The organism is Streptosporangium minutum, assembly GCF_002149035.1.
Lineage (GTDB): Bacteria > Actinomycetota > Actinomycetes > Streptosporangiales > Streptosporangiaceae > Streptosporangium > Streptosporangium minutum.
This window is the reverse complement of sequence record NZ_NGFP01000224.1, coordinates 1-15,651: the sequence shown is the minus strand read 5'-3', so window position 1 is coordinate 15,651 and position 15,651 is coordinate 1. Positions and strand designations below refer to the sequence as shown.

16 protein-coding genes are annotated in these 15,651 nt (G+C 70.7%); 8 read left to right on the top strand and 8 right to left on the bottom strand.

Annotation, left to right across the window (positions count from 1 at the left end):
* Positions 1-277: 277 nt before the first annotated feature.
* Positions 278-424: a hypothetical protein gene (locus tag CA984_RS49405; protein WP_242676328.1), complete on the top strand. Its 147-nt coding sequence runs from the start codon at positions 278-280 to the stop codon at positions 422-424.
* A 52-nt stretch (positions 425-476) separates the two neighbouring features.
* Complete coding sequence (locus tag CA984_RS34255) at positions 477-1,301, top strand: class II fructose-bisphosphate aldolase (protein ID WP_086577583.1); 825 nt, start codon at positions 477-479, stop codon at positions 1,299-1,301.
* On the opposite strand, the gene CA984_RS34250 is transcribed toward CA984_RS34255, so the two are convergent.
* The 3 genes from CA984_RS34250 to guaB all read right to left on the bottom strand — a co-directional run bounded on the left by CA984_RS34250 (position 1,302) and on the right by guaB (position 5,129).
* The gene (locus tag CA984_RS34250) at positions 1,302-2,237 is read right to left on the bottom strand and encodes a hypothetical protein (protein ID WP_086577582.1); all 936 of its coding nucleotides are present in this window, start codon (positions 2,235-2,237) and stop codon (positions 1,302-1,304) included.
* A gap of 156 nt (positions 2,238-2,393) precedes the next feature.
* A complete protein-coding gene (locus CA984_RS34245) occupies positions 2,394-3,512 on the bottom strand; it encodes a GuaB3 family IMP dehydrogenase-related protein (RefSeq protein WP_031161026.1) in 1,119 nt (372 codons plus the stop codon).
* Between the two features lie 135 nt (positions 3,513-3,647).
* Entirely contained in the window at positions 3,648-5,129 is a 1,482-nt protein-coding gene (gene guaB / locus CA984_RS34240) for an IMP dehydrogenase (protein WP_086577581.1), read from the bottom strand.
* A 443-nt stretch (positions 5,130-5,572) separates the two neighbouring features.
* On the opposite strand from guaB, the gene CA984_RS34235 reads away from it, so the two are divergent.
* Together CA984_RS34235 and CA984_RS34230 are read left to right on the top strand one after the other, a co-directional pair.
* Positions 5,573-6,583 carry a helix-turn-helix transcriptional regulator gene (locus CA984_RS34235; RefSeq protein WP_086577580.1) on the top strand — a complete coding sequence of 337 codons (1,011 nt, stop codon included), beginning with the start codon at positions 5,573-5,575 and terminating at the stop codon, positions 6,581-6,583.
* 72 nt (positions 6,584-6,655) lie between these two features.
* Positions 6,656-7,033, top strand: a complete 378-nt coding sequence (locus CA984_RS34230) for a DUF5319 family protein (protein WP_086577579.1) — start codon at positions 6,656-6,658, stop codon at positions 7,031-7,033.
* Here CA984_RS34230 and CA984_RS34225 read toward each other — a convergent pair.
* The 4 genes from CA984_RS34225 to groES form a co-directional block, all read right to left on the bottom strand.
* On the bottom strand, positions 6,994-7,197 hold the full coding sequence (locus CA984_RS34225; protein WP_086577578.1) for a hypothetical protein: 204 nt from the start codon (positions 7,195-7,197) through the stop codon (positions 6,994-6,996). The two genes, CA984_RS34230 and CA984_RS34225, sit on opposite strands and share 40 nt — an antisense overlap.
* A 91-nt stretch (positions 7,198-7,288) precedes the next feature.
* Positions 7,289-7,927: a sigma-70 family RNA polymerase sigma factor gene (locus tag CA984_RS34220; protein ID WP_012887900.1), complete on the bottom strand. Its 639-nt coding sequence runs from the start codon at positions 7,925-7,927 to the stop codon at positions 7,289-7,291.
* 272 nt (positions 7,928-8,199) lie between these two features.
* Positions 8,200-9,825, bottom strand: coding sequence for a chaperonin GroEL (groL, locus tag CA984_RS34215; protein ID WP_086577577.1), 1,626 nt, complete (start codon positions 9,823-9,825; stop codon positions 8,200-8,202).
* An 89-nt stretch (positions 9,826-9,914) separates the two neighbouring features.
* On the bottom strand, positions 9,915-10,226 hold the full coding sequence (gene groES / locus CA984_RS34210) for a co-chaperone GroES (protein WP_012887898.1): 312 nt from the start codon (positions 10,224-10,226) through the stop codon (positions 9,915-9,917).
* A 344-nt stretch (positions 10,227-10,570) separates the two neighbouring features.
* On the opposite strand from groES, the gene CA984_RS34205 reads away from it, so the two are divergent.
* From CA984_RS34205 to CA984_RS34195, 3 genes are all read left to right on the top strand, one after another.
* Positions 10,571-11,251 carry a Uma2 family endonuclease gene (locus tag CA984_RS34205; protein ID WP_086577576.1) on the top strand — a complete coding sequence of 227 codons (681 nt, stop codon included), beginning with the start codon at positions 10,571-10,573 and terminating at the stop codon, positions 11,249-11,251.
* A 57-nt stretch (positions 11,252-11,308) separates the two neighbouring features.
* Positions 11,309-12,475, top strand: coding sequence for a class I SAM-dependent methyltransferase (locus CA984_RS34200; protein WP_086577575.1), 1,167 nt, complete (start codon positions 11,309-11,311; stop codon positions 12,473-12,475).
* A gap of 207 nt (positions 12,476-12,682) precedes the next feature.
* The gene (locus CA984_RS34195; protein ID WP_086577574.1) at positions 12,683-13,843 is read left to right on the top strand and encodes a hypothetical protein; all 1,161 of its coding nucleotides are present in this window, start codon (positions 12,683-12,685) and stop codon (positions 13,841-13,843) included.
* 97 nt (positions 13,844-13,940) lie between these two features.
* Here the strand turns inward: CA984_RS34195 and CA984_RS34190 are convergent, their stop codons facing one another.
* Positions 13,941-14,444, bottom strand: coding sequence for a MarR family winged helix-turn-helix transcriptional regulator (locus CA984_RS34190; RefSeq protein WP_086577573.1), 504 nt, complete (start codon positions 14,442-14,444; stop codon positions 13,941-13,943).
* Between the two features lie 108 nt (positions 14,445-14,552).
* Between CA984_RS34190 and CA984_RS34185 the strand changes: the two genes are divergently transcribed.
* A partial coding sequence (locus CA984_RS34185) for an alkene reductase (RefSeq protein ID WP_108724657.1) occupies positions 14,553-15,651 on the top strand: 1,099 nt, incomplete at its 3' end.

Sequence of the window (15,651 nt, the reverse complement as noted above, 5' to 3'; positions counted from 1 at the left end):
CCCGTCCGAGCCGCGTCTCGTAGTCCCGCAGGAAGCGCCCGAGCTCCTCGCCCGTCACCATCGGTCCGGGCTCGTTGAACAGCGCCGTGCGCCGCGCGGCCGTACCGGACGGGGCGGGGGGCTCGTTGAACAGCGCCGTGCGCCGCGCGGCCGTACCGGACGGGGCGGGGCCCAGGTCGCTGACGGCCAGGGTGGCGCGTGACTCGGCGGCGATCGGGGTGAGGGCGGCGGGCAGGCGGCCGGTGACGCGCTCGTCGCGGGGCTGGCGCTGGGCCTGGTGGAGGGCACGCCCTGGCCCGAGCGGCTGCGCCGCGCGGCGGCCCTGGGCGCGGCCGCCGTCGCCGCCCCGGTCGCCGGCGACTTCGACCGGGAGACGTTCCAGGGGATCCACCCGGAGATCGTGGTGGAACCGGTACGCCCGTAGAGCGGCCGGTGCTCGGCATCGGTCCGGTAATCCCATATACGAAAGGGTCATCATGCCTGTTGTCGGTATCGGCGACATCATCCGCGACGCTCCGGCGGGCGTCGGCGCGTTCAACGTCATCCAGCTGGAGCACGCCGAGGCGATCGTCGCGGGGGCGGAGGCGGCGGGCGCGCCCGTCGTGCTGCAGATCAGCGAGAACTGCGTCCGCTACCACGGCGCCCTCGCCCCGATCGCCGCCGCGTCGCTCGCGGTGGCGAGGGCGGCGGCGGTGCCCGTGGCCGTGCACCTCGACCACGCCACCGACCGCGCGCTCGTCGAGGAGGCCGTGGAGCTGGGCCTGGGGTCGGTGATGTTCGACGCCTCGGCCCTGCCCGACGAGGAGAACGTGGCGCTCACGGCCGAGGTGGCCACCCTGTGCCGGCGGCGGGGCCTGTGGGTGGAGGCCGAGCTCGGCGAGGTGGGCGGCAAGGACGGCGTACACGCGCCGGGGGCGCGGACCAGGCCGCACGAGGCGGTGGACTACGTGGCCAGGACGGGCGTGGACGCGCTGGCCGTGGCCGTGGGCAGCTCCCACGCCATGACGACCAGGGACGCCGTCCTCGACCTGGAGCTGATCGCCGCCCTGCGCGCCGCGGTCCCGGTCCCGCTGGTGCTCCACGGCTCCTCGGGCGTGCCGGACGAGACCCTCCGCGCCGCCGTACGGCACGGCATGAAGAAGATCAACATCTCCACGCATCTCAACAAGACCTTCACCCGGGCGATCCGCGACCGCCTGGCCGCCGACGAGAAGGTCGTGGACTCCCGCAAGTACGTCGGGGCGGGCCGTACGGCCGTCGCCGCCGAGGTCACCCGCCTCCTGGGCGTCCTGACCGGCTGATCACGACCACTTCCAGCGGATGCCGATCAGGCCGGGCTGGAGCGACCCGGTCACCAGGTGGACCGCGTGGTGGGCGTTGAGGGTGAGCTCGCCCTGGTCGTGCTCGCCCGCGGCGGAGTCGTGGCGGGCGAAGCGGCGGACGCCGACCGGCAGGGCCGCGGCTGCGAAGCTCACCCGGAGCATGTACTGGCCCGCCGGGAAGCGGAAGCCCCGTTCGTACTCGGTGGTCTCCACGCCGCTCGGGTCGGCGAGCTCGTAGCGGATCACCTGGGTGTCCCCGGTCCGGAGCGCCCGGTCGAACAGCAGCTCGGCCACCACCAGGGCGGTCGGCCCGTCACGGCGGACCCGGCCGACCCGGCAGTCCTCCAGGGCCCGGATCCGCACGCGCTCCACGTCGCATCCGATGTCGCCCCGGTAGACCATGATGTAGCGGTCGGCGGCGTCCTCGTGCGCCTGCACCACCTGGAGCGTCTCGCGCCGGGTGGTGCTGCGGTCCGCCCCGATCTGCAGTGACTCGTACATCCCGGCGATGTGCAGCCGGCGGTCGTCGGCCACCCCGTCCAGCTCGTGCAGCAGGGTCGACAGGGCACGCGCCGGCTCCATGATCGAGGAGCGGGACGCCGCGCCCGGCTGGGACCCGGCGCTCTGCCCCCGGCCCCGCGGCCGGGGCGGGCCGAGCAGGCCCATCAGCGAGCGCGGCGGCAGGATGAGGATCTCCTCCAGCGCGCGTACGGCGCGCAGCGACTCCGGCCGCTCGGGACGGCGCAGACCCTGCTGCCAGTAGCTCAGGCTTGTCATCCCGACCCGCAGGCCGCGCTCTTCCAGGCGCTGGCGGAGCCGGTCGAGAGTCAGGCCGCGCGCCTCCACCGCGGCGCGGAGCGCGACGTGGAACGGGCCCTCGCTGAGAGCGGCCCGGAGCTCGCGATCATCCGACACATGGGCATGTTCACAGATTTTCCCCCATACGTCACTTTCGCGGACCCCTTACGTCCCCCCAGCCGCCCGGCACGCCGCGCCCGCACGGGACGCCCCGGAGGGACGACGGAGGCCCGGCCCAGCGGGCCGGGCCTCCGCGTGAGGCGTCTGCCGACGTCAGGAGGTGTGCGGGGCGACGACGACCTCGACCCGCTGGAACTCCTTCAGGTCGGAGTATCCGGCGGTGGCCATCGTGCGCTTGAGCGCGCCCATCAGGTTCATCGAACCGTCGGCCACCGAGGACGGGCCGTGCAGGATCTGCTCCAGCGTGCCGACCGTGCCGAACTCGACCCGCTTGCCCCGGGGCAGCTCGGGGTGCTGCGCCTCCGAGCCCCAGTGGAAGCCGTGACCGGGGGCCTCGACGGCCCTGGCCAGCGGCGAACCGACCATGACCGCGTCGGCGCCGCAGGCGATCGCCTTGGCGATGTCGCCGGAGGTGCCCATGCCGCCGTCGGCGATGACGTGCACGTAGCGGCCGCCGGACTCGTCCATGTAGTCGCGGCGGGCCGCGGCCACGTCGGAGATCGCGGTGGCCATCGGCACCACCACGCCCAGCACGGTGCGGGTGGTGTGCGAGGCGCCGCCGCCGAAGCCGACGAGCACGCCGGCCGCGCCGGTCCGCATCAGGTGCAGCGCCGCGGTGTAGGTGGCGCAGCCGCCGACGATCACCGGGACGTCGAGCTCGTAGATGAACTGCTTGAGGTTCAGCGGCTCGGCCCGGCCGGAGACGTGCTCGGCGGAGACCGTGGTGCCGCGGATCACGAAGATGTCCACGCCCGCGTCGATGACGGCCTTGTGGTGCTGGACCGTGCGCTGCGGGGACAGGCGGACGGCCGTGGTGACCCCCGCCGCGCGGATCTCCTCGATGCGCCGGCCGATCAGCTCGTCCTTGATCGGCGCGTCGTAGATCTCCTGGAGCCGCTTCGTGGCGGCCTCACCCTTGAGCTCGGCCACCTCCGCCAGCAACGGCGTCGGGTCCTCGTAACGGGTCCACAGACCTTCGAGGTCGAGCACGGCGAGACCGCCGAGCCGGCCGACCTCGATCGCGGTCCTGGGCGAGACCACGCTGTCCATCGGGCTCACCACGACGGGCAGTTCGAACCGGTAGGCATCGATCTGCCAGGCGATCGAGACCTCTTCCGGGTCGCGGGTGCGACGGGACGGGACGATGCCGATCTCGTCGAGGGCGTAGGCGCGACGGCCGTTCTTGCCGCGCCCGATCTCCACCTGAGTCATATGTCTGTCTTTCCCATTCCATGCGTGTACGGCTCACGCCAAGCGGGCGCAAGCCGTACCGTGCCGTTGTGGCCCGCCTGCTCGCCGAGCCTGGCGCGGATCCCCGGGTCCGTCCTCGGTATCCGCGACAGGACTCTACCGACGGTGATAGTTCGGAGCCTCGACCGTCATCTGGATGTCGTGCGGGTGGCTCTCCTTGAGACCCGCCGACGTGATCGGCATGAGCTCGCACCTGGTGTGCATGTCGGCGATCGTGCGGCATCCCGAATACCACATGCCCTGGCGCAGACCGCCGGTGAGCTGGTGGGCGACCGCCGCGACCGGGCCGCGATAGGGCACCTGGCCCTCGATGCCCTCGGGGATGAACTTGTCCTCGCCGCCGACGTCGGCCTGGGCGTAGCGGTCCTTGCTGAAGGAGGCGCCGCCGCGCTCGCGGTTGCGGACCGCGCCGAGCGAGCCCATCCCCCGGTAGGACTTGAACTGCTTGCCGTTGATGAAGATCAGCTCACCCGGGGACTCCTCGCACCCCGCCAGGAGCGAGCCCAGCATCACCGTGTCGGCGCCGGCCGCGATGGCCTTGACGATGTCTCCGGAGTATTGGAGGCCGCCGTCGCCGATCACCGGCACCCCGGCCGGACCGGCGGCCAGGGAGGCCTCGTGGATGGCCGTCACCTGCGGCGCGCCGACGCCGGCGACCACGCGGGTGGTGCAGATGGAGCCCGGCCCGACGCCGACCTTGACCGCGTCGGCCCCGGCGTCGATCAGCATCTGGGCGCCCGCGCGCGTGGCGATGTTGCCGCCGATCACCTCGACCCGGCTGTTGGCCTTGATCTTGGAGATCATGTCGGCGAGCCCCTTGGAGTGACCGTGGGCGACGTCCACGATGATCACATCGACGCCGGCCTCGACCAGGGCCATCGCCCGCTGCTCGGCGTCGCCCCCGACGCCGATGGCCGCCCCCACGACGAGCCGGCCACCGGCGTCCTTGGTGGCGAGCGGATACTGCTCGCTCTTGGTGAAGTCCTTGACGGTGATGAGCCCGCGGAGCCGCCCGCCGGCGTCGACCAGCGGAAGCTTCTCGATCTTGTTCTTCCTGAGCAGCTCGAACGCGCCGTCCCTGGAGACCCCCACCGGCGCGGTGACCAGCGGCATCGGGGTCATGACCTCGCGCACCGGGCGGCGCTGGTCGGTCTCGAAGCGCATGTCACGGTTGGTGACGATGCCGACGAGCACGCCGGTCGGGTCGGTCACCGGGACGCCGGAGATCCGGTAGGTGGCGCAGAGGCGCTCGACGTCGGCGAGGGTGTCGTCCGGCGAGCAGGTGACCGGGTTGGTGACCATCCCGGCCTCGGAGCGCTTGACGAGGTCGGCCTGCTGCGCCTGGTCCTCGATGGAGAGGTTGCGGTGCAGGATGCCGATGCCGCCCTGACGGGCCATCGCCACCGCCATGCGGGCCTCGGTGACCGTGTCCATCGCCGCCGAGACCAGCGGGATCCGCAGGCTGATCCCGCGGGACAGCCGCGTACTGGTATCGGCCTCGCCTGGCTGCAGGTCCGAATACGCGGGCACCAGGAGCACATCGTCGAACGTGAGCCCCGGCTCGGTGAACTTGGCCATCTGCAACCCTCCTGCCACGGCGCTCTCATGAGTGGGGAAAGGCGCCGGCCCCCTGGGTCTCAGTTTAGAGTCTGGCTCCAAACCTGGAGGACACCGGGTGAGAAGCGGGGGACCGAGCGGTCGTTGACCCGCCCGGCCCCCCGGTCACCGGCATCGTCACGGGGCGCCTGCGTGCCGCCGGACCCCCCTCCGCGTCCGGGCGGCGGCGTTGCCTGCATCCGATGCCGACGCTGCGTAAAGCCTGCGTCACCCTCCGCCCCCGCGGCAATGGGCAAACGTGCAATTGCACGAAGTTGCACCCCAGGCACGAGGTGCTCGCGGCGGGACGCGCACTCCGGACATGGCATCGCAGCACCGGACGCCCCAGTCGGGACAACGCCCGGACAGAGATGATTCGCCGGGTTATCCTCTCGGGATCGTGTCACCTCAGGAGCCCCTCCCCGATGCGCACCGACACATCCGCACCGCCCGATCCGCTCGAAACCCTTGGTCTCACCCCGGGGCAGACCACGCTGTACAACACGGTGCTGCGCCTGCACCGCGCCACCCGCGCCGAGCTCGCCGACGCCACCGACCGCTCGCCCGAGGCGCTGCGGCGCGAGCTGACCAGCCTGGTACGGCTGGGCGTGGTCGACGAGCAGGGCGGGGAGTATCTCGCCAGGCACCCCGCCGCGGCCCTCGGCCACCTCGTCGCCGAGCGGCTGGACCGACTCGCCGCGGAGAGCCGCAGGATCGACACCGTGCTCGGATCGATCCGGGGCTTCATCCATCAGTACGACGCCGGGCTCGACTACCAGACCGGCCAGTTCGCGGTGGACCTGGTCGGCGGGGCCGACGAGCTCTACGACAGCGTGATCGGCATGGCGGTCCAGGCGCCGCCGCTGGAAATGCTGTCGGCCGTCCCCGACAGCCGGACGGTGAGCGACTTCGCGCACCGCTACGCCGACCAGTGGATCGCGGCCCAGCGCACCGGCCTGCTCTCCTCCCGGACCATCATCCCGGTCCACACGCTGGAGATCCCCGGCCTGCGGGACAAGCTGGACCAGTTCGAGCGGGCCGGGGCCCAGGTCCGCACCCTCGACGTGGTGCCGAGCTGGTTCCTGGTCGCCGGCGGCAACGCCGCGGGCATGCCCGCCCAGTGGGGCGGCACCCTCGCGGAGAACGCCTACAACTTCCACCTGGTCCGGGCGGCCATCGTGGTGGCCGCGCTGCGCTCGCTCTTCGAGGAGCTCTGGACCCGCGCGGCGCCGCTGCCGTGGACGCACCGCGGCGACGGCGTGGTGCGGGTGCTGCGGCTCGCGGCCCAGGGGGTCTCCGACGAGATGATCGCCAGGCAGCTCGGGCTCTCGGTCCGGACGGTGCGCTCCCGGTTCGCCGACGCCATGGCCGAGCTCGGCGCGCAGTCGCGGTTCCAGGCGGGTGTGGAGGCCGCCCGCCGCGGGTGGCTGGTGTAGTTCCGGGCACGGTCATGGGCTGCTGGTGTAGTTCGGCCCCTGTTGGCCACATCCAGGTCATAAGGTGGGATCGTGCTCGACGATGTCCCTCGCGACCCGTTCGCGGATGACCCCGACGACCCGGCGGCGGCGCTGGGAGAGCCCGACGATCCCGAACCGCTGACCCCGGCCGAACGCGACGAGGCCATGACCGACCTCGCCGACGTGGAGGTCTTCCGTTCCCTGCTGGAGCCCCAGGGGGTGCTCGGCCTGGTCCTCGACTGCCCGGAGTGCGGCGAGCAGCACTACTTCGACTGGGAGCTGCTGCGCGGCAACCTGCGCCAGATGATCGAGAACGGCCGGCCGCAGGTGCACGAGCCCGCCTACCAGCCCACCCCCGCGGACTACGTCACCTGGGAGTACGCCCGGGGTTACGTGGACGGGGTGATCGACACCGAGGAACACCGCTGATCGACGTCGTCGATCAGGGCGGACAGCAGGTTCACGGCGACGTCGGACGTGGAGACGGCCTCCCTGCGGGAGAGCGCCTCCAGGACGGCGTCGGTCTCGGTGACCGCCGGGTCCTCCTCCGGCCCGTATCTCCGGGCCGGACGTCGCGGGTGGACCGCCGTCATGGCCCCGTCCGTTCGGGGCTCTCGCCGGGGCCGCGGGCGCCGCTCCACGAGCCACGCCTCCGCCGCCGGACCGGGCTCGGCTGCTCCGCGGTCAAGCTATCGACTCCAGCTCGGCCATCGCCCGCAGCCTGGCCAGCGCCCGATGCTGGGCGACACGGACCGCACCTGGTGACATGCCCAGTACATTACCCGTCTCCTCCGCGGAGAGGCCCGACACCACACGGAGCATGAGCAGCTGGCGCTGGTTGTCCGGGAGCCTGGAGAGCAGCCTGCGGGCGTGCTCGGCCTCGATGTAGCGGACCACGGTCTCCTCCGGCCCCGGCCCCTCGTCGGGCCCGTCCGGGAGGTCCTGGGTGGGCACGGCGGAGCGCACGGAGCTGCGCAACGCGTCGGCCACCTTGTGAGAGGCGATACCGAAGACGAAGGAGGCGAACGGCCGCCCCATGTCCCGGTAACGGGGCAGTGCGGACAGCACCGCGATGCATACTTCCTGGGCCACGTCGTCTGCGATGTGATACTGACCGGAAACCCGGCCGAGACGAGCACGGCAATAACGGACGACCATTGGCCGTAACTGCGCGATCAGGGTTTCGATCGCGGTGCGATCCCCCTGAACGGCGAGGCTCGTCAGATCCTTGAGATCATCCCTATGGGCGACCCCGTCAGATCTCGTCGCAAGCCTTACCCCATTTTTGGCGTCGGCGACGCATCCCTCGGTCACGTTAGGCATGATGCCCGCCCTGATCCGGCCTGTCGTCATGGCGAACGGCTACGGATTGGTCACATTGAGGCGGAGATAACCGAGCGTAATCAAATGGCGACAGCAAAGACCTTGGTATGCGCAAATATTTCATTGGATAGCCAAATATGTCGGCTATTTGTTAGAAGAACGTTTGGTCTTCCGCCCGACAGACGGTGACGCTTTGGGGCCCCTTTCGGTTTACCGGAAAACAGAACGGCCCGCGCCCCGAGGGGGACGCGGGCCGTACGGTCCGTCGAGGATCAGTGGCCGTGGCCGTGACCGTGGCCGTGACCGCCGGCGGCGGCCGGGGCCTCGTCCTCGGGCTTGTCCACCACGAGCGCCTCGGTCGTCAGCAGCATGCCGGCGATGGAGGCGGCGTTCTGGACGGCCGAGCGGGTGACCTTGACCGGGTCGATGACGCCCTGGGCGATCAGGTCGCCGTACTCGCCGGTGGCGGCGTTGAACCCCTGGCCGCCGGAGAGCTCGGAGACCTTGGTCGTCACGACGTAGCCCTCAAGGCCGGCGTTCTCGGCGATCCAGCGGGCCGGCTCGATGAGCGCCTTGCGGACCACGGCGACACCGGTCGCCTCGTCGCCGGACAGGCCGAGGTCGTCCAGGACCTTCGCGACGTGGATGAGCGCGGAGCCGCCGCCGGAGACGATGCCCTCCTCGATCGCCGCACGGGTCGCGGAGATGGCGTCCTCGAGACGGTGCTTCTTCTCCTTGAGCTCCACCTCGGTGGCCGCGCCGACCTTCAGCACGGAGACACCGCCGGCGAGCTTGGCGAGGCGCTCCTGGAGCTTCTCGCGGTCCCAGTCGGAGTCGGACTGCTCGATGGCGTGCCTGATCTCCCGGACCCGGTCGGAGATCGCCTGCTGGTCGCCGGCGCCGTCCACGACCGTGGTGGAGTCCTTGGTGATCACGACGCGGCGGGCGGTGCCGAGCACCTCGAGGCCGACGTTCTCCAGCTTGAGGCCGACCTCCTCGCTGACGACCTCGCCGCCGGTGAGGATGGCGATGTCCTGCAGCATGGCCTTGCGGCGGTCGCCGAAGCCCGGCGCCTTGACGGCGACGGAGGTGAAGGTGCCGCGGATCTTGTTGGTGACCAGGACGGCCAGGGCCTCACCCTCGACGTCCTCGGCGATGACGAGCAGCGCCTTCTTGGTCTGCGCGATCTTCTCCAGCAGCGGCAGGAAGTCGGCGACGGAGGAGACCTTGCCCTGGGTGATCAGGATGTAGGGGTCCTCCAGGACCGCTTCCATGCGCTCCTGGTCGGTGACCATGTAGGGCGACAGGTAGCCCTTGTCGAACTGGAGGCCCTCGGTGAACTCCAGGTCCAGGCCCATGGTGTTGGACTCTTCGACGGTGATGACACCGTCCTTGCCCACCTTGTCGAACGCCTCGGCGATCAGCTCGCCGATCTTGGCGTCCTGCGCGGAGATCGTCGCTACGTTCGCGATCTCCTTCTTGTCCTCGACCGGACGGGCGGACTCGATCAGCCTGTCGCTGACGGCCTTGGCCGCGATGTCGATGCCGCGCTTGAGGGAGAGCGGCTGGGCGCCGGCGGCGACGTTGCGCAGACCCTCGCGGACCATCGCCTGGGCGAGGACGGTCGCGGTGGTCGTGCCGTCACCGGCGACGTCGTTGGTCTTGGTGGCGACTTCCTTGGCGAGCTGGGCGCCGAGGTTCTCGTACGGAGCCTCCAGCTCGACCTCGCGGGCGATGGTGACACCGTCGTTGGTGATGGTCGGCGCACCGAACTTCTTGTCGATGACGACGTTGCGGCCACGCGGGCCGAGGGTCACCTTCACGGCGTCCGCCAGGGCGTTCACACCACGCTCAAGAGCGCGGCGTGCGTCCTCCTCGAACGACAGGATCTTCGGCATGTCAATCCTCTCTGAAGTACGTCGGCGCATCAAAGCCCCGGGCGCTCACGCGACCCGGGGCTCGATACGTCATCTTTTATGAAGCTTGATTACTTCTCGATGATGGCGAGCACATCGCGAGCGGAGAGCACCAGGTACTCCTCGCCGCCGTACTTCACCTCGGTGCCGCCGTACTTGCTGTAGAGGACGATGTCGCCCTCCTTGACGTCGAGCGGAATCCGCTTGTCGCCGTCCTCGTCCCAGTTGCCGGGGCCCACCGCGAGGACCTTGCCCTCCTGCGGCTTCTCCTTGGCGGTGTCCGGGATCACGAGGCCGGAAGCGGTGGTCTGCTCGGCCTCAAGCGGCTGGACCACAATGCGGTCGCCGAGCGGCTTAACGGGAACCTTGGTGGCGGTCGTCACGTCGGACCTCCCCTTCAGATTTGGATGATCTAGAAGAGGCGACCAGCGGTCTGCCGTCGCGGGTGTCAGACCTGCCTCGTCGCATATTATTTGGCACTCTCAAGGGGAGAGTGCCAATACGGAACAGTATGCAAGTAGGCCTTGACAGTCAACACGAACCGCCCTGATGCGCTTCCCGCGAACATCATCGTCCCCTCCACCGGGCGGCCCACTCCCCCCTGAGGGGCCGCCGGAAGCCCCGCACCCGCAGGTCACCGCCGCGAACTGCGCCGTTCCCGGACGGCATCCCTCCGATTCGGGGAACATACAGAGGACGAGGCGGACTCCGACGGGGATGTGACCCGATGACCACACACGGTGACGACGACGACGCTACGGTGGACGACGTGACCAGCACGATAAGCGAGGAAACGGATACGCGGAGCGAGGTCAGGAATCTGCTCGCCAACTGGCCGTATCCCCCAGCCGGAGGGTGGACGGCCGACGATCTCGACCGGCTCCCCCAAGAGGGCCCGAACGGCGAGCTGGACTTCTTCAAGCACGTCGAACTCGTCGATGGAGCCCTCATCTTCATGTCCCCCCAGAAGCGCTTCCACGAGTACGTCCTCTACGGACTCCGGACCAGCCTCAACGCGCAGGCCCCCGACCATCTCAAAGCCGTGATGCAGATGGATCTCGTCATCGGCCCCAGGCAGCGCCCCTGCCCTGACGTCCTGGTCGTCGACAGGGAGGCTGCGAAGGACCGGTCGCGCACCGCGTACACGCCCGACGAGGTGTGCCTCGTCATCGAAGTCGTCTCGCCCGAGTCCGAGTTCCGCGACCACGAGGTCAAGCCGTCGCGCTACGCCAAGGCCGGTATTCCACACTTCTGGCTGGTGGAGAACAACGCCGACGACCCGGTGGTTCACGTCTACCAGCTCGATCCAGTGACCCACGCCTATGCCGTCACCGGCATCCATCACAACCGCCTCAAGCTCACCGAGCCGTTCCCCATCGATATCGACCTCGCCGAGCTGCCGGACTGACGAGCTGCCGGACTGAGAGGGAAGCCGCACCCCGGCCAGGCGGTAGCGTCGGGTGGCGTGGACCTTGACGCATTCCGGGAGCTGCTGACACCGCGTGGCCAGGAGGCCCTCGGGGCTGCGGCCGAGCTCGTGGGCGACGACCCGGTGGCGGCGGTGACGTGGCTCAGGAAGACCTACGACGCCCGCCTGACCTCGGCCGCGCTCACGCAGGCCACGCTCAGGCGGCGCGCGAGGGAGAAGTTCGGCGCCGACGCCGACCTCATGTACTTCACCTCCGGCGGCCTGGAGCAGGCCACCCGCCGCGAGGTGGCCGACCACCGGGCCCGCCGCATCGCCCCGGGCTCCCGGGTGGCCGACGTCTGCTGCGGCATCGGCGGCGACCTCCTCGCGCTGGCCAGGGCCGGATGCGCGGTGGAGGCCGTGGACGCCGACCCGCTCACCGCGGCGATCGCCCGGGCCAACGCCGACGCCCTCGGCTTCGGCGACCGGGTCTCGGTCCGTACGGCCGACGCCGCCACGGTCGACCCGGCCGCCTTCGACGTCCTGTTCGCCGACCCCGCCCGCCGTACCGCGCGGGGCAGGACCTTCGACCCGATGGCCTACTCACCGCCGTGGCCCGAGGTGCTGCAGATGGTGGCGGAGGCGGAGGCGGCCTGCCTGAAGGTCGCCCCCGGCATCCCCTACGAGTTCATCCCCGACGGAGCCGAGGCCGAGTGGGTCTCCTACAAGGGCGACGTCAAGGAGGCCGTGATCTGGTGCGGCGGGCTGGCCGGCGACACCGGGCGCAGGGCCACGATCCTGCCGGCGGGCGCGACGGTGACGCCCGATCCGGCACTCGGCCAGGCCGGGCACGGCCCCGTCGGCCGCTACGTCTACGAACCGGACGGCGCGGCCATCCGGGCCCACCTCGTCGCGGAGATCGCCGCGATGGTCGGCGGCCACCTGCTCGACCCGCACATCGCCTACATCACCGGCGACCTCGCCGTGGAGACGCCGTGGGCGTCCCGGTACGAGGTCCACGAGGTGCTGCCGTTCTCGCTCAAGCGGCTGCGGGCGGCGCTCCGCGAGCGCGGGGCCGGCAACGTGACGATCAAGAAGCGCGGCTCGGCGGTCGACATCGAACGCCTGCGGAAAGACCTGAGACTTTCTGGCGACAAATCCATGGTTGTCATTCTCACCCGGATTATCGAGAGGCCCTTCGCCCTCATCTGCACCCCTTCTTGACCTGCCGAAACAGCGAATTCGGACATTGTGTTGGCAATCACGATCTTTTAAATTCCGCTCTGAAAAACCTTGATCCAGAGGCTAGGGTTGTCGTGCGGGAGTTCTTCCCCCCCGCCTGCGGTCGAACCGCGTCTATTAGCAACGCGTCTATTAGTAAAAGGACCAACCCACCGCGCGGCTGACCGTCGGCGAGTGAAGGAGCTTTCGGTGGATCACTCCGACCACACCCTGCTCCAGGCAGGCAGTCAGACCGCCATCTCCGACCGGATGCGCGAGCTCCTCGCCCGCGCCGCTCAGGACCATGTGTACGAACAGCGCACCCAGGGCGCCGTGCTGGACGAGATCCGCCAGCGCCTGGAGGGCATGGAGTGGTTGCTGCGGGAGGTCAGGGAGCGCGAGCTCGGCGGGCTGAGCGGCACGATGGAGTCCGTCCACGGCCGTCTGGACGACATCGCCGTCCGCCCGCCGGCGTGGGCCGAAGGGCTCGCCCAGCACGTCGAGGCGGTCCGCGACCACGTGGACGCCGTGGGCGAGCGCGTCGGCTCCCTCGGCCAGCGGGTCGACTCCGTCCGCGACCGGGTCACGCCCGTGGGCGAGCTGCCGAGCCTCTGGGCCGACATCGGCACCGTCGGCGAGAGCGTGGACGAGGCCCTCGTCCGCCTTCAGTCGATCGCCGACGGCACCCGGGGGGTCGGCGACCGGGTGGGCGAGGTCGTCAAGCGCCTCGGCCAGGTCCAGGCGAACATGGAGGCCGCGGCAGGCCGGTTCACCCGCCTGGACAGGTCGCTGACCGACCTCGCCCAGCGCGCCGAACGCCTTGAGTCCGGGATGCTCGACCTGTCCGCGAGCGTGCGGGAGGCCGTCGGCGACGCGGCCGGCCGCCTGCTCGCCGCGGTCGAGCAGGTGAACGGCAAGATCGACCTGATCGACGAGCGTCTCGACGACGTCGAGGGCCGCGTCACCAGCCGGGTCGACGTCGTCGACTCCCGCCTGTGCGCGCTGGACGGCCGCGTGGAGAAGATCGGGTTGCGACTGGAGGGCGTCGACGACCACGTCGAGACGGTCGACCAGCGGATCGGCCGCCTGCCCGCCGTCCTGAACATCAGCGAGATCATCGGCGCCCAGACCGACGACCACGCCAGGCGGTTCGCCGCCCTCGACGAGCGTGTCGTCCAGGGTCAGGCGGCCCTCCTCCCCCTGGCCGACATGCTCGGCGCCCAGCCCGACCGCGAGCAGCTCGCCGAGGCCCTCAGCGAGACGATGGAGCCCACCCGCGCCGATCTCACCCGCCGCCTGGGCGCCCTTGAGGAGACCATGCTGGCTCTGGCCGAGGCGCTGCTGCGCCCCACGCGCAACGACAAGGACTGACCGTCCCGTACGGGCGGTCCGCGCCCCTCTCGGCAGCCCCCAGAGCCGCCGACACGTGGGTGGGCCCGGAACTCCGCCCCGCAGGCCCGCGCCCCTCTCAGCAGCCCGTCAGAGGGCCCGGTCCCGCCGGGCCGGCGTCCGGCGCCGCCTCGCGGCAGATGTTGCCCCGGACGACCCCCAGCAGCGAGCGGAGCTGGTCCGTCTGCTCGGGCGTCAGCCCCCGGGTCATCCGCGCGTGGACCTCCGACAGCACCCGGTCTATCCGCGGTCGTAGCGCGTCGCCCTCCGGCGTGGTGTCGACGATGCTGACGCGCCGGTTGGTCGGACACGGGCTGCGCCTGACGAACCCGCTGCGCTCGAGGCGCTGCAGGGACTTGGTCATGGTGGACACGTCGATGCCGACGATCCTGGCCAGGGCGTTCTGCGACTGCGGGCCGTTCTCCCAGATCGCGGTCATCACGCGCTCCTGCCCCGGGTAGAGGTCGATCTCCCCGAGGAGCCCGGCGAGCAGCACGCGGTAGCCGCGCGACGTCTGGACCATCAGGCAGTTCAGGCCGTCGCCCTCACCCGGTCCGGTCTCCCGCACACCCGCCTCGGTCATCTCAGGCCTCCCGTTCCGGACCTGAGCCTACCGCTTGCAAGTTGGCCGACCAAGTTGTAGAACTAACCATTGGCTGGCCAAGTTGGTCGGCCAAGAAAGGATTCCGCCATGCCGTTCACACCGTTCAGACTCGGTGACCTGGAACTGCCCAACCGGCTCGTGATGGCCCCCATGACGCGCTCACGCGCCTACGTCGACGGCATCCCCTCGTCGCTGACGGCCCTCTACTACGCCCAGCGGGCCTCGGCCGGGCTGATCGTCACCGAGGGCGTGCAGCCGAGCCCGGCGGGCAAGGGATACATGGACACGCCCGGCCTGCACACCGACGAGCAGGTGGCCGGCTGGCGCGAGGTCACCGACGCCGTCCACGCGGCGGGCGGGCGGATCTTCGCCCAGATCATGCACGCCGGCCGGATCGGCCACCCCGACAACACCGGCGCGCTGCCGGTCGCGCCGTCCGCCGTACGGCCGGCCGCGCAGATCTTCACCCCGGCCGGCATGCAGGACGTCCTCACCCCGGTGGAGCTGTCCACCGCCGAGGTCGAGGCGACCGTCGGGGACTTCGCCGCCGCCGCCGTCCGCGCGATCGACGCCGGCTTCGACGGGGTCGAGCTGCACGGCGCGAACGGCTACCTCATCCACCAGTTCCTGTCACAGAACGCCAACCTGCGCGACGACCGCTTCGGCGGGTCCGTGGACGGCCGGATCCGCTTCGCCGTGGAGACCGCCCGGGCGGTCGCGGACGCGATCGGCGCCTCCCGCGTCGGCATCCGGCTCTCCCCCGCCACCGGCGTGCAGGACCTGCGGGAGGACGACGCGGACGTGGTCTACCCGGCGCTGGTCTCCGCGCTCTCCGAGATGGACCTCGCCTACCTGCACCTCGTCGCGGGCGGTCCGGGCGAGCTCAGCGACCGGATCCGCGCGCTGTGGCCGAACACGCTCATCGTCAACGACCCCTCGCTCGGCGACCCCGCCGCCAGGGCGGCCCACTGGCTGGGCCGGGGCGCCGACCTGGTCGCGCTGGGCGCGTCCTTCCTGGCGAATCCCGACCTGCCGCTCCGCCTCCGGCTGGGCGCACCGCTCAACGAGCCCGACTTCACCACGGCCTTCGGCGGCGACCACCGCGGCTACACCGACTACCCGACGCTCACCACGGCCTTCGGCGGCGACCACCGCGGCTACACCGACTACCCGACGCTGGAAGCCG

Excerpts from the sequence above, each read along its gene's own strand:
- CA984_RS34255 (WP_086577583.1), top strand. The coding sequence starts at position 477 with ATGCCTGTTGTCGGTATCGGCGACATCATCCGCGACGCTCCGGCGGGC.
- CA984_RS34245 (WP_031161026.1), bottom strand. The coding sequence starts at position 3,512 with ATGACTCAGGTGGAGATCGGGCGCGGCAAGAACGGCCGTCGCGCCTAC.
- guaB (WP_086577581.1), bottom strand. The coding sequence starts at position 5,129 with ATGGCCAAGTTCACCGAGCCGGGGCTCACGTTCGACGATGTGCTCCTG.
- CA984_RS34235 (WP_086577580.1), top strand. The coding sequence starts at position 5,573 with ATGCGCACCGACACATCCGCACCGCCCGATCCGCTCGAAACCCTTGGT.
- CA984_RS34225 (WP_086577578.1), bottom strand. The coding sequence starts at position 7,197 with ATGACGGCGGTCCACCCGCGACGTCCGGCCCGGAGATACGGGCCGGAG.
- CA984_RS34220 (WP_012887900.1), bottom strand. The coding sequence starts at position 7,927 with ATGCCTAACGTGACCGAGGGATGCGTCGCCGACGCCAAAAATGGGGTA.
- groL (WP_086577577.1), bottom strand. The coding sequence starts at position 9,825 with ATGCCGAAGATCCTGTCGTTCGAGGAGGACGCACGCCGCGCTCTTGAG.
- CA984_RS34205 (WP_086577576.1), top strand. The coding sequence starts at position 10,571 with ATGACCACACACGGTGACGACGACGACGCTACGGTGGACGACGTGACC.
- CA984_RS34190 (WP_086577573.1), bottom strand. The coding sequence starts at position 14,444 with ATGACCGAGGCGGGTGTGCGGGAGACCGGACCGGGTGAGGGCGACGGC.